Source organism: Mycobacterium sp. SMC-2 (genome assembly GCF_025263485.1).
Lineage (GTDB): Bacteria > Actinomycetota > Actinomycetes > Mycobacteriales > Mycobacteriaceae > Mycobacterium.
This window is the reverse complement of record NZ_CP079863.1, coordinates 4272608-4285231: the sequence shown is the minus strand read 5'-3', so window position 1 is coordinate 4285231 and position 12624 is coordinate 4272608. Positions and strand designations below refer to the sequence as shown.

Below are 12624 nucleotides of genomic sequence, written 5' to 3'. Positions count from 1 at the left end.
TCGACTGCAGCGCGCACGGGAAGGTGTCGCCGTAGCGTCGATTTCGCGGGGGTCAGCTCCTACATTGTCGGCAGGTGCCGAAGATCTCGATGGTGTGGCTGACGTCGGAATAGCCGTGCTTGGCGGCGACTTGCGCGGCCCACTCCTCGACCTCGTGGTCGCCGACCTCGATGGTGGAACCGCAACTGCGACAGACCAGATGGTGATGATGGTGCTCGGAGCACCTGCGGTAGACCGACTCGCCGGTGTCGGTGCGCAGCGTGTCGACCATTCCCGCCGCCGCCATCGACTGCAGCGTCCGGTAGACGGTGGTCAGCCCGATGTTCTCGCCGCGCCGGCGCAGCTCGTCGTGCAGCTCCTGCGCCGAGCGGAAGTCGTCGAGGGTGTCCATCAGGGTGGATATGGCCGCCCGCTGACGGGTCGACCGGACGGTCGCGCCCGTCATGCGGTGTCCTCGCCCGCGTGGGCGACCGCGTCCACGACGATGTGCGCCAGGTGATGGTCGGCGAGCCGGTACAGCACCTCGCGGCCGGATCGCTCACCGGCGACCACGCCGGCCGCCTTGAGAATCTTCAGGTGCTGGCTGACCAGCGGCTGCGGCACGCCGAGCGCGTCGACCAGCTCGTGCACGCAGCGGTGGGATTCGTGCAGCTGCAGCACGATCGCGATCCGCACGGGTGCGGCCAGCGCGCGCAGCAACTCGCCGGCCGCGTCGAGGATCTCCCGCGCCGGCGGCACGGGGTAGGCGGCCGGCGCGCCGGACCCGGTTCCGCCGTGCTCGTGGGCTACCACGCTCATGTCACCAGCGGCGGCGGCCGGCATCGAGGAAGGCGGAGAGGAGGACATCGCCATGGGAGAGAGTCATCACCTCGAGAAGTGCCAGGTAGTGGTGGGACGCCCGCCGTGAGGCATCGCGAGCGGCCGACTTCCACTGTCACATGCATGATGACGCATGTCAAAGACCGCGGCGGTGATCGTTACCATGACTACTGCTCTGCGCACGGCGGTTCACTGCCGCGTGTGCTTGCCCAAACCCGGAAAGGGAGTGCACCACCCCGTGGCGTCCGTCATCGACACCGTAGTCAACCTTGCCAAGCGGCGCGGCTTCGTCTTTCCCTCGGGTGAGATTTACGGCGGTACCCGGTCGGCGTGGGACTACGGCCCGCTGGGGGTGGAACTCAAGGAGAACATCAAACGGCAGTGGTGGCGCTCGGTGGTCACCGGGCGCGACGACGTCGTGGGCATCGACTCGTCGATCATCCTGCCGCGGCAGGTGTGGGTGGCCTCCGGCCATGTCGAGGTCTTCCACGACCCGCTGGTCGAGTGCCTGAACTGCCACCACCGGCATCGCCAGGACCACATGCAGGAGGCCTATCTAGCTAAGAAAGCGGCCAAGGCGGGGATCGACGACCCCGGGTCGGTGCCGATGACCGAGATCGTCTGCCCGGATTGCGGCACCAAGGGGCAGTGGACGGAGCCGCGTGAGTTCAACATGATGCTCAAGACCTACCTCGGGCCGATCGAGAGCGAGGAGGGCCTGCACTATCTGCGTCCCGAGACCGCGCAGGGCATCTTCGTCAACTTCGCCAACGTGGTCACCACCGCGCGCAAGAAGCCACCGTTCGGTATCGGCCAGATCGGCAAGAGCTTTCGCAACGAGATCACGCCCGGCAACTTCATTTTCCGAACCCGCGAGTTCGAACAAATGGAAATGGAGTTCTTCGTGGAGCCGTCGACCGCGAAGGAATGGCACCAGTATTGGATCGACACCCGGCTGCAATGGTATGTCGAGCTGGGTATCAACCCGGAGAATCTGCGCCTGTTCGAGCACCCCGCGGACAAGCTTTCCCACTACTCCGATCGCACCGTCGACATCGAGTACAAGTTCGGCTTCGCCGGCAACCCGTGGGGGGAACTGGAAGGCGTCGCCAACCGAACTGACTTCGACTTGTCAACGCACGCAAAGCATTCCGGTGTCGACCTGTCGTACTACGACCAAGTCACCGACACGCGGTACACCCCCTACGTCATCGAACCCGCAGCTGGCCTGACCCGGTCGTTCATGGCGTTCTTGATCGATGCCTACACCGAGGACCAGGCCCCCAACGCCAAGGGTGTGATGGAGAAGCGCACGCTGCTCCGCCTGGACCCGCGGTTGGCCCCGGTCAAGGCCGCGGTGCTGCCGCTGTCCCGGCACGCCGACCTGAGTCCAAAGGCTCGCGACCTGGCCGCGGAGTTGCGCACCTGCTGGAACATCGATTTCGACGACGCGGGCGCCATCGGGCGGCGCTACCGCCGCCAGGACGAGGTGGGGACGCCGTTCTGTGTGACGGTGGATTTCGATTCACTCGAGGACAACGCCGTCACCGTGCGCCGGCGCGACGACATGACGCAGGAGCGGGTCGCGATGAACGCCGTCTGCGACTATCTCGCCGCCCGGCTCAAGGGTTGCTAGCCGCCACCGGTAGCGGCCGCGTACAGGGGCGGACTTGCCTGGTTGATCGAGGTCGACACCCCGCCACGGCGTAATTAAACGTTTCGTAAAAATCCAGTTCTGGGTAGCCGATTGGCCTAGGCTCTTAAGGCGAATGTTGCTCACGTATCTAGTGGCCGGGGGTGGGTGTCGGTTCGTGTGGGTGTAGGTGCCGTTGACGCGGTCGGCGGGTTGGGGATGTGATGATTCCAGCTTTTCTCTTCTTCCCCCCCGAGATCAACTCTGCGCTCATGTACGGCGGCGCGGGGCCCGGTCCGTTGTTGACGGCGGCCTCGGCCTGGGAGGCGCTGGCGGCGGATCTGGCGGCCGCCGCGGCCTCGTTCGAGTCGGTTGTGACGGGAGTCGCCGCGGGTCCGTGGACCGGTCCGTCGTCGGAGGCGATGGTGGCGGCTGCGACGCCGTATCTGCAATGGCTGATCTCGGCCGCGGGACAAGCCGAGATGGCCGCAGCGCAGGCCACTGCGGCGGCGACGGCCTATGAGGCGGCGTTCATGGCGACGGTGCCCACCCCGGAGGTGCTGGCGAATCGCATCCGGCTGGTCGCGCTGATCGCGACGAACTTCTTCGGTCAGAACACCCCGGCGATCGCGATGACCGAAATCGAGTACATGGAAATGTGGGCCCAGGACGTGGCCGCGATGGTGGGCTACCACGCCGGGGCGCAGACGGTGGCGTCGACGTTGCCGGCGTTCAGCGTCCCGCCGGCCGGCCTGGGTGGGTTGGCGGGGCTGGTGACGGCGCCGCTGAACCTGGCGTCGGAGGCTCTCGGGGCGTTCTCCTCGCTCGGGGCCACATTCGTTGCCCAGCTGCAGTCGGTGCTGGGGGCGTTCTCGCCCGCGTTCACGTCGGTCACGTCGTTACTTTCATCGATGCCAGTGACGACGCTGACCGCCATGGCGCCGATCGGGATGTATCCCGCGACGGCGCTGATGTCGCCCATGATGGTGCTCGCGCACAGTGTCGGGCCTGCGGCGCCGGCCGCGACGGGCGTCACCACCGTGGCTGCCGAGATTCCGCACGCCGCCGGCGGCGCGGTCCTAGGGCCGCAACCGCTCGGCGGGCTGGGCGTCGCGACCGCCGGGCTGGGCAACGCGCGGTTCGTGGGGGCGATTACGGTGCCGCCGACCTGGCAGGGGTCGCTGCCGGTGCCGGCGGTCCTGACCAGTCTGGCGGTGCCGGCATTGGGCACCCAGATACCGACCCCGATCGCGACCGGAGGATCGTCCGCGCCCGCCGGTTCGACGTCGGCGATGCCCGTGGCGCTGGAGGGTCGGGACGCCGAGGACGACAAGACCGACCGGAGGGGGCGCCGCGGCGGGGAGAACCCGCACGTGGTGCAGTCGCGGCCCAAGGTGGTGCCGCGGACCAAAGGCGGATAGGGCCGGGCAACCCCGCTCGTAGGCGCTGGTCGGGAGCGAAAGCAAATCGGAGTTTTTCGGGTTTTTGCCCCAAGTTTGGCTTACGATGTGGCTGCTTGGTGTTAATTGGTTCGGCCACAGCGACCGAAGATTAGCTGTGGAAGGGGGCAACATGCTTTTGCCTCTTGCTCCGCCGTTACCAGATGACTCTGTGTCGGCGGTTCGGGGTGAGTCGGGGATGCTCGGGGGCCTGTCGGTACCACTCAAATGGGGCGTGGCCGTCCCGCCTGATGACTACGACCATTGGGCACCGAAGCCGGAAGCGAGCGCCGACCCCGGCGACGCGGCGGCCGAGGTGCCGGCCCCGGCGGTCGTCCCCGACGCCAGCCAGTGGAATGAGTGGAAGCGGTGGGAGGGTGAAACCGAACCCCACTTCGACATACCGCGCAGCGGAGGCGTGATTCCGCATTCACCGGCCGCCGGTTGACGTTCGGGGGTGTTGGGCCGAGCTCAGAATCGGCCGCCGCCACCCATGAAGCCGCCGCCTGACGAGCCGCCGAACGATGTCGGACTCCACCCGCCGAACCCTCCCCGCATTGCCCCGCCGAGCAAGTTGCCGATGATGATGCCGCCCAGCATCGCGCCCATGTCGCTGCTCGCGCCCCGGCTGTAGGCACGCTGAGCCGCTTGTACATCGGCATTGGCCAGTGCTTGCGCCTGGGCGGCCAGCGTCGACGCCGCGTTGGCGTGGGAGATCGCTTCGGCCGGGTTCGTCGCCCTCTTGTCCTGCGCGGATTGCAGGTGCCGTCTGGCTTCGGCAAGCCGGGTGCGGGCCTCCGGGCCGACGCAGCCCCGGCGCGTGTCGATGTAGTCGGAGACCGCGCGCACCCGGGACTCGGCGCTGAACGCCGCCTGCTGGTACGACCGATTGAGCTGTTCGGCGGTGGCCTGCTCCTGGGACAGGGTGACCAGCAGACCGTTCAGGTCGGCGCCCGCCTTGACCAACTGGGCGAAGGCGCCCAGCGGGTCGGTGGAGCCTCCGGCGCGCGCACCGTCGACGGCCCGGGTGGCCGCATCGCGCGCCGCGATCAGGTCGCCGGTGCGAGCAGATTTGATGGGCTGTGCTTTCTGCAATAGCTCGCCGGCCCGCTTGATGTGCGCCTGAACGTCCGCCATGGCCGACGGCAGCCGGTCGATGGCGTGCTGGATGTCGTTGGCGGCGTTGTCGACCGAGTCGAGCAGCGCACGGGCCTGCCCGAGCGCGGACTCGGCGGCGCGGACGGCATCCACCAATCCGGCCTGCCGTCCGCTGACGGCTTCGGCGGCCAAACCCCGGGCAGCGCTGATGTTGCGGTCGGCGAAGGCCAGCCGCTCGTTGGCCGCCGCGACGTTGCCGGACACCGATGTCAATGCGGCAGCATCGAATTGGGCGTGCAGCTCGGCCAGTCGCTGTTCTGACGGGGCTATGCGGGTGGTGAGCTCGACGTACTGCTGGGTCAGCGCGTCGAGCCGCGACGGGGCGTTGATCACCAGGTCGCGCAGATTTTCGAACGCCTCGGTCTGCGACTCCAGTTCGCGGTCCGCGCGCGCCGCCGCGACGACCACCTGGGTGATCAGCTCGCGACGCTGCTCAGACGTCTCCGGTGTGCTGTCGTCCAGCCGTTGTCGCACCGTAAATGCTTGCGACAGGGCGGCTTTGGCGTTGTTCAAGGCCTGGGTAAACGGCTGGGTCCGCTCTTCACCGAACTCGGCGACCGCCAGGTCGAGTTCGTTGGAGCTCGTCCGCACGGCGTTGTCGACATCGACCACCAGCGCGCGGGACAAATCGTCGAGGGCCAGCAGCGGGACCGCGGCCAGCGCTTGGGAGTCGGTGGGGTCCACCCGCCGGGCCGCGGCCAATTCGGCCGCGCGCCGCCGCCGGCCGCGATACTGCATCACCAACAACAGAACCGCCAGCGCGACCAGGATGACGGCCAGTGTTACCAGCAGGACGACCCGGCCCGACGAATCCGGCGATTTGTTGAGCCCATTGGCGGCCGCGACCGCGGCGCCGCTCCAGTCGCCGTTGTGCAAAGCGGGCTCAATCTTGTTGCGCCGCAAGTCATCGACCTGGCGCGCGTTGACGCTCTTGACGGTGGACGGCACCAGGAAGGCGTATGCCCGGCTGTTGGTGGCGACGGCCAGCAGGGCGTCATAGTCGCCCAGATCGCTGGCGCGCATGGTGGCCTGCGCCCAACTCGCGGCGCCCTGGCCGGAGAAGTCATCGACGTAGACCACCCACAGCCGGATGTGGCGATCCGTGTACAGCTTGCCCAGCGCCGACGTGACCGCCGCGCGGCCGGAGTCGGACAAAACGCCCGCGTTGTCGCTGATGTAGTCCGCCAGCCGGAACGGGGGTTGCGCGCCGGCCGCGGGTGCCACCAGCAGCCCGCCGCTGAAAGCAATCGCGAGAATCGTCCCGATCACGCTTAGCAGGCGAGCAATGCGCATGACGCCAATTTAGCCCGGCCACGATGCGGGCAAATGGGCGTGCGGCGGAGCGGTCCCTCGCCCGGCATTCCCTGGCAGACTGTGCTGCGGTGACCACGAATCGGCAAGACCCTTATGACGACTTCGACCGCCAACGGCGGGTACACGAAGCGCCGAAGACTGCGAGTTTGCCGGGGACCGAAGGCCAGCATCGCACCGACTTCGCCCGGGACCGGGCACGGGTGCTGCACAGCGCCGCGCTGCGCCGGCTGGCCGACAAGACCCAGGTTGTCGGGCCCCGCGAAGGGGACACACCGCGCACCAGGTTGACGCACTCGCTGGAGGTCGCCCAGATCGGGCGGGGGATGGCGGTCGGCTTGAGCTGCGACCTCGACCTGGTGGAGCTGGCCGGCCTGGCCCACGACATAGGCCACCCGCCCTACGGGCACAACGGCGAGCGCGCCCTCGATGAGGTCGCCGCGAACTATGGCGGTTTCGAAGGGAACGCACAGAACTTCCGCATCCTGACCAGCCTCGAGCCCAAAGTGCTTGACGAACAAGGTAATAGCGCAGGGCTGAACCTGACCCGCGCGTCCCTGGACGCGGTCATCAAGTATCCGTGGTACCGCGGCAGGGGCCTTGGGGAAGGGCGAAGAAAGTTCGGGTTTTACGACGAGGACCGCGAGCCGGCGGCCTGGGTTCGCGCCGGCGCGCCGGAGGGCCGGATGTGCCTGGAGGCGCAGGTGATGGATTGGGCCGACGATATCGCCTATTCGGTCCACGACGTCGAGGACGGCGTCGTCTCCCAGCGCATCGACCTGCGCGTGCTCGCCGACGACGACGAGGCGGCCGCGCTTGCCAAACTGGGTGCGAGCGAATTCTCGCGGGTCAGCGCCGACGACTTCATGGCGGCCGCGGCGCGGCTCTCGGGACTGCCGGTGGTCGCCGCGGTCGGCAAGTTCGACGCCACGTTGGCGGCGTCGGTCGCGCTCAAGCGGCTCACCAGTGAATTGGTCGGCAGGTTCGCCTCGGCCGCCATTGCCACCACGTGCGCCGCGGCCGGTCCCGGGCCGCTGGTACGCTACCGGGCCGAGTTGCTGGTGCCCGATCTGGTGCGCGCCGAGGTCGCGCTGCTGAAAATCCTGGCGCTGCAGTTCATCATGTCCGATCCGCGGCATCTCGATTCCCAAGCGCGGCAGCGCGAACGAATCCACCGGGTGGCGCACTGGCTGTATTCCGGAGCGCCCCAGACGCTCGACCCCGTTTTCGCCGCGGCCTTCACCACCGCGGTCGACGACCGCGCCCGGTTACGGGTCATCGTCGATCAGATCGCGTCATACACCGAGGGCCGGCTGGAACGCATCGACGCGCGCCAGGCCGGCGGCTAGGAGCGGCTCGGCCGCACGTCATCCCAGCGCGGTCCCGTCGTCGTCGCGGGATAGGCTGCCCGTCATGACCAAATTCAGCGGTATCGCCACCCTCGCGGTGGGGCTTCCCGTCGTCGCCATGACCGCCTGCAGCTCGCCTCAGCATGCGAGCACCCAGCCCGGGACCACCCCTCCGGTCAAGAGCGCCCCGCCGGCGTCTTCGGGTGAGTCGACGACCCCGCCGCCCAATGGCAACTCGCTCACGGCGCAGTTGAAGGCGCCCGACGGGCGGCCGGTGGCCACGGCGACCTTCGATTTCACCGAGGGCTACGTCACCGTCACCGTCAAGACGGTCACCCCCGGCATCCTGACGCCCGGCTTCCACGGCATGCACGTGCACGAGATCGGCAAATGCGAGCCCAACTCCGTCGCCCCGACCGGCGGTGCACCCGGCAACTTCCTGTCCGCCGGGGGGCATTACAACGCGCCCGGCCACACCGGAAAGCCCGAAACCGGCGACCTGACATCGCTTGAGGTACGTCAGGACGGCTCGGGCTACCTGGTGACGACCACCGATGCGCTCACCAGGGACGTGCTGCTGGCGGACGGTGGCAAAGCGTTGATGTTGCACGGCGCCGAATACAGCGACCGCGCGATGGAACGGGTGGCATGCGGCGTCATCGGAACCGGATAGCCGGCCGGCTCGGCGCTCTAGACTGAGCCGATGTCCAGCCCGGCAGGTTCGTGGGGGCACCACCCGCGCGCGGGGGAGGATGACGCCCGGCCCAGGGGCCGGGGCCGGATTCCCGATCGTGACATCGCCGCCATCCGCGAGCGGGTCCGCATCGACGAAGTCATCGGCGACTACGTCCAATTGCGGCGCGCCGGTGCCGATTCCCTCAAGGGGCTGTGCCCGTTTCACGACGAGAAGTCGCCGTCGTTCCACGTTCGCCCCAACCACGGACACTTCCATTGCTTCGGCTGCGGGGAGGGCGGCGACGTCTACGCGTTCATTCAGAAGATCGAACACGTCACCTTCGTGGAGGCCGTCGAGCTGCTCGCCGACCGGATCGGCCACACCATCAGCTACACAGGGCCGGCGACCAGCGTGCAGCGCGATCGGGGGAGCCGCAGCCGGCTGGTCGCGGCCAACGCCGCCGCGGCGGAGTTCTACGCGGCGGCGCTGGAATCCGACGAGGCCGCGCCGGCCCGCCAGTACCTGACGGAACGGAATTTCGACGCCGAGGCGGCCCGCCGCTTCGGCTGCGGCTTCGCGCCGTCGGGATGGGATTCGCTGACAAAACATCTGGTGCGCAAGGGTTTCGAGTTCAAGGAGCTGGAAGCGGCCGGCCTGTCGCGGCAGGGGCGTCGCGGCCCGATCGACCGGTTTCACCGGCGGCTGCTGTGGCCCATCCGCACCGCCGCGGGCGAGGTGATCGGGTTCGGCGCCCGCCGGCTGTTCGACGACGATCCGATGGAAGCCAAGTACATCAACACGCCCGAGACGCTGCTGTACATGAAATCGTCGGTGATGTTCGGCATCGATCTGGCCAAACGCGACATCGCGAAGGGGCATCAGGCCGTCGTCGTCGAGGGCTACACCGACGTGATGGCGATGCATCTGGCCGGGGTCACCACCGCGGTGGCGTCGTGCGGCACCGCGTTCGGCGACGAGCATCTGGCGATGCTGCGCCGGCTGATGATGGACGACAGTTTCTTCCGCGGCGAGCTGATCTACGTTTTCGACGGTGATGCGGCGGGGCGCGCGGCCGCGCTCAAGGCCTTCGGCGGCGAGCAGAATCTGGCGGGGCAGTCCTTCGTCGCGGTGGCCCCGGACGGCATGGATCCCTGCGATCTTCGGCTGAAGTCCGGCGACGGCGCGCTGCGCGACCTGGTGGCGCGGCGCACCCCGTTATTCGAGTTCGCGATCCGCACCGCGATCGGCGAGATGGACCTGGACAGCGCCGAGGGCAGGGTCGCGGCGCTGCGCCGCTGTGTGCCGATGGTGAGCCAGATCAAAGATCCCACGCTGCGCGACGAGTACGCCCGCCAGCTCGCCGGGTGGGTCGGGTGGGACGACGTGGCACAGGTCATCGACCGGGTGCGCAGCCGGGCCAAGAAGTCGCCGGCCCCGTCGCGTTCCGGTCCGGATGCCGCCCGCCGCCCCGCCCAGCAGCCCCGTGCGGCGGCCCCGGCCCAATCCGCCTCCACCCGCCCCGACCCGCGGGACCCGATGCTGTGGCCCCAGCGGGAGGCGCTCAAGTCAGCGTTGCAGTACCCGGCGCTGGCCGGCCCGGTCTTCGACACGCTGACCGTCGAAAGCTTCACCCATCCCGGTTACGCCGCCGTGCGCAAGGCCATCGAGGCGGCCGGCGGGACGTCGAGCGGCATCACCGGGGCGCAATGGATCGATGCGGTGCGCCAGCGGGCCGGCTCGGACCTGACCGCGGGGCTGGTCAGCGAGCTCGGTGTGGAGGCCGTCCAGGTGGACGACGAAAAGCTGCCGCGCTACATCGCCGGCGTGCTGGCCCGGTTGCAGGAGGTGTGGATGGGCCGCCAGATCGCCGAGGTGAAGTCCAAGCTGCAGCGCATGTCGCCGATCGAACAGGGCGACGAGTACCACGCGCTGTTCGGCGACCTGGTCGCGATGGAGGCCTACCGGCGCAGCCTGCTGGAACAGGCTAGCGGCGACGATCTGACGATGTGAGGGCCTCGTCGGCGGGCCGCTCGGCGCCACGCTCCATGACGGCCGTCTGGTCGTCGATCTCGGCGACGGTCACGAACCCGGTGTCCGGGGAGATCCGGTTCGCGACCTTGCGGCGCCCCCCCTCGATCATCGACTTGGCCACGGGGCTGCTGGTCAGGGCGCGATACGTGCCGACGATCTGCTCGTATCGGCGACGGCCGGCCCTCGAGCCCAGCACGTAACCCAGTCCCAGCACCACGACATACCGGATCAAAGCGTTCCTCCCGACTATCGACCCGTTCCATCCTGCCTCACCCGGCCCGGTGCGTGCGCGCCCGATCCGTCCCGGCCCACCAGTCAGAGGCGACGCGGGAACGGTCCCTGTCCAGTTGGGTGCGGTTACGCCAATACGCTAGAGTCGTCCCGCGATCGTGTTGATCCCCCGTAGCTCAATTGGCAGAGCGTTCGGCTGTTAACCGATAGGTTCCTGGTTCGAGTCCAGGCGGGGGAGCAAGGCCGCTAGTCGTACACCGGGGTCCACACGGTGTCGAGGACGGCTCGCCGGGGATCGGCATGCGTCCGGGTGGCCACCCCGTCGGCGACGGCGGCGTGATAGACGGCTTCGGCAACGGCCGTCGAGATGGTGCGCAACTCCTTGACATCCGGTAGCAGCGAATCGCCGCGAGCTGACGCGCTGGCTTGCCGCACAAGGGCTTTCGCCGCCGCCTGCAGCATCCCCTTGGTCAGCAGCCGGGCCCCGGCGACGATGACGCCCAGCCCGATCCCGGGGAACACCAGCACGTTGTTGGCCTGGCCGATGGTGTAGGTGGTGCCGTCGTACTCGATCGGCGCGACGGGGGTGCCGGTGGTGATCAGCGCCTTGCCGTCGGACCACTGCAGCACGTCGGCCGGCACGGCTTCCATGCGTGAGGTGGGGTTGGACAGCGGGAAAATCATCGGGTGCTCGCAGGACGCGGTCATGGCCTGCACGGCCTTCTCGGTGAACGCGCCGAACACGGTCGAGAAGCCCACCAGGGTGGTCGGGGAGGCGAGCTTGATGGCATCCACCAACCCCACCCGGTCCCCCACTCCCACGCCCAGCTGGGCGCGGTTCTTGGCGTAGGGCACCTGGAAATCGCGCAGGTCCGCCATGTCGTCGAACAGCAGGCCCTGCTTGTCGATCGGCCAGATCTGGGCCGTGGCCTGCTCGAGGGTGGCGCCGTCGGACACCATCGCGTCGCGAATCTGATCGGCCACCCCGATCCCGGCGGTCCCGGCACCGAAGACGACTACCCTTTGGTCGCGCATCGGCACGCCGGTGATACGGCATCCGCCGTACACGGCCGCGACGACCACTGCGCCGGTTCCCTGGACGTCGTCGTTGAACACGCAGTACTTCTCGCCGTACGCCTGCAGGATCCGGCGCGCGTTCAGCGGCCCGAAGTCCTCGAAATGCAGGATCGCCTTCGGAAACAGCCGGTGGGCGGTCTCGATGTAGCGGTTGACGAAGTCGTCGTACTCCGCGCCGACGCGCCGGGCGTGTCGGTTGCCCAAGTAGAACGGATCCTGCAGCAGTTGTTCGTTATTGGTGCCGACGTCCAGGGAGACCGCGATGCAGCGGCGGGGATCGATGCCGCCGCCGGCGGTGTAGAGCGCCAACTTGCCCACGGCGATCTGGATGCCGCCCACACCCCAGTCGCCGATGCCCAGGATCGCTTCGGCGTCGGTGCACACGATCAGGTCGACGTCGTCCGGCTCCAGCCCGAAAGTCGCGAAGGCCGCCTCGATTTCGTCGGGCTCGTCGATGCTCAGGAAAAGCCCGCGCTGTCCGCGGTATTCGTCGGAGAACCGTTGGATGGCCTCCCCGACGGTGGGTGTGTACACCACCGGCATCAGTTCGGGCAGATGGTCCTCCAACACCTTGTAGTAGAGCAGCTCGTGGCGGTAGTGCAGCTGCTCCAACAGCAGATTGCGGCCCAGATCCGTTGCCAGGCTTTGCAATTGATGCCACACCCGGTCGGCTTGTTGATCCAGCGTGAGCACGGCGGACGGGAGCCGTCCGGTCAGCCCCAGCTGCCGCCGCTGCTCGTGCGTGAAGCCGACTCCCCGGTTGAGGCTGGGCGCGGCCAGTGCCGGAGGGATCCGCGGCGCGTGTGCGTCGTACATCGCAATCTCCGTCCGTAACTTGGCCCTCTACGCCACGGTAGCGTCGATCGCGTCGAACGCATGTCGAAGAGCGTTTGAAGCGCC

Annotated in this window: 11 protein-coding genes and 1 tRNA gene; 7 read left to right on the top strand and 5 right to left on the bottom strand. The window is 68.3% G+C overall.

What is annotated here, in order from left to right:
- Window positions 1–52: 52 nt before the first annotated feature.
- Window positions 53–445 (bottom strand): Fur family transcriptional regulator, encoded by a 393-nt coding sequence (locus tag KXD96_RS20110; protein WP_260739149.1) that lies wholly within the window; start codon window positions 443–445, stop codon window positions 53–55.
- Window positions 442–798 (bottom strand): ArsR/SmtB family transcription factor, encoded by a 357-nt coding sequence (locus KXD96_RS20105; protein ID WP_396877073.1) that lies wholly within the window; start codon window positions 796–798, stop codon window positions 442–444. Before KXD96_RS20105 ends, KXD96_RS20110 begins: the two co-directional genes overlap by 4 nt.
- Window positions 799–1045: 247 nt before the next feature.
- On the opposite strand from KXD96_RS20105, the gene KXD96_RS20100 reads away from it, so the two are divergent.
- The 3 genes from KXD96_RS20100 (at window position 1046) to KXD96_RS20090 (ending at window position 4339) form a co-directional block, all read left to right on the top strand.
- A complete protein-coding gene (locus tag KXD96_RS20100) occupies window positions 1046–2455 on the top strand; it encodes a glycine--tRNA ligase (RefSeq protein WP_260745467.1) in 1410 nt (469 codons plus the stop codon).
- A 221-nt stretch (window positions 2456–2676) separates the two neighbouring features.
- Entirely contained in the window at window positions 2677–3873 is a 1197-nt protein-coding gene (locus tag KXD96_RS20095; protein ID WP_260739147.1) for a PPE family protein, read from the top strand.
- A gap of 217 nt (window positions 3874–4090) precedes the next feature.
- Complete coding sequence (locus tag KXD96_RS20090; protein ID WP_260745466.1) at window positions 4091–4339, top strand: hypothetical protein; 249 nt, start codon at window positions 4091–4093, stop codon at window positions 4337–4339.
- A 23-nt stretch (window positions 4340–4362) separates the two neighbouring features.
- Here the strand turns inward: KXD96_RS20090 and KXD96_RS20085 are convergent, their stop codons facing one another.
- On the bottom strand, window positions 4363–6342 hold the full coding sequence (locus KXD96_RS20085; RefSeq protein WP_260739145.1) for a TPM domain-containing protein: 1980 nt from the start codon (window positions 6340–6342) through the stop codon (window positions 4363–4365).
- Window positions 6343–6431: 89 nt separating this feature from the next.
- Between KXD96_RS20085 and KXD96_RS20080 the strand changes: the two genes are divergently transcribed.
- The 3 genes from KXD96_RS20080 (at window position 6432) to dnaG (ending at window position 10395) form a co-directional block, all read left to right on the top strand.
- Window positions 6432–7709 carry a deoxyguanosinetriphosphate triphosphohydrolase gene (locus KXD96_RS20080; RefSeq protein WP_260739143.1) on the top strand — a complete coding sequence of 426 codons (1278 nt, stop codon included), beginning with the start codon at window positions 6432–6434 and terminating at the stop codon, window positions 7707–7709.
- A 64-nt stretch (window positions 7710–7773) separates the two neighbouring features.
- Entirely contained in the window at window positions 7774–8382 is a 609-nt protein-coding gene (gene sodC / locus KXD96_RS20075; protein WP_260739142.1) for a superoxide dismutase[Cu-Zn], read from the top strand.
- A 30-nt stretch (window positions 8383–8412) separates the two neighbouring features.
- On the top strand, window positions 8413–10395 hold the full coding sequence (dnaG, locus tag KXD96_RS20070; protein ID WP_260739140.1) for a DNA primase: 1983 nt from the start codon (window positions 8413–8415) through the stop codon (window positions 10393–10395).
- Here the strand turns inward: dnaG and KXD96_RS20065 are convergent.
- On the bottom strand, window positions 10370–10648 hold the full coding sequence (locus tag KXD96_RS20065; RefSeq protein WP_260739139.1) for a hypothetical protein: 279 nt from the start codon (window positions 10646–10648) through the stop codon (window positions 10370–10372). The two genes, dnaG and KXD96_RS20065, sit on opposite strands and share 26 nt — an antisense overlap.
- Window positions 10649–10812: 164 nt before the next feature.
- Here KXD96_RS20065 and KXD96_RS20060 point away from each other — a divergent pair.
- Window positions 10813–10885, top strand: a tRNA-Asn gene (locus KXD96_RS20060).
- Window positions 10886–10893: 8 nt separating this feature from the next.
- Here KXD96_RS20060 and KXD96_RS20055 read toward each other — a convergent pair.
- Complete coding sequence (locus KXD96_RS20055; RefSeq protein ID WP_260739137.1) at window positions 10894–12540, bottom strand: NAD-dependent malic enzyme; 1647 nt, start codon at window positions 12538–12540, stop codon at window positions 10894–10896.
- Between the last annotated feature and the right edge of the window lie 84 nt (window positions 12541–12624).

Coding starts and splice junctions, on each gene's coding strand:
- KXD96_RS20105 (WP_396877073.1), bottom strand. CDS start 798: ATGAGCGTGGTAGCCCACGAGCACGGCGGAACCGGGTCCGGCGCGCCG.
- sodC (WP_260739142.1), top strand. CDS start 7,774: ATGACCAAATTCAGCGGTATCGCCACCCTCGCGGTGGGGCTTCCCGTC.
- dnaG (WP_260739140.1), top strand. CDS start 8,413: ATGTCCAGCCCGGCAGGTTCGTGGGGGCACCACCCGCGCGCGGGGGAG.
- KXD96_RS20055 (WP_260739137.1), bottom strand. CDS start 12,540: ATGTACGACGCACACGCGCCGCGGATCCCTCCGGCACTGGCCGCGCCC.
- KXD96_RS20090 (WP_260745466.1), top strand. CDS start 4,091: ATGCTCGGGGGCCTGTCGGTACCACTCAAATGGGGCGTGGCCGTCCCG.
- KXD96_RS20085 (WP_260739145.1), bottom strand. CDS start 6,342: ATGCGCATTGCTCGCCTGCTAAGCGTGATCGGGACGATTCTCGCGATT.
- KXD96_RS20110 (WP_260739149.1), bottom strand. CDS start 445: ATGACGGGCGCGACCGTCCGGTCGACCCGTCAGCGGGCGGCCATATCC.
- KXD96_RS20095 (WP_260739147.1), top strand. CDS start 2,677: ATGATTCCAGCTTTTCTCTTCTTCCCCCCCGAGATCAACTCTGCGCTC.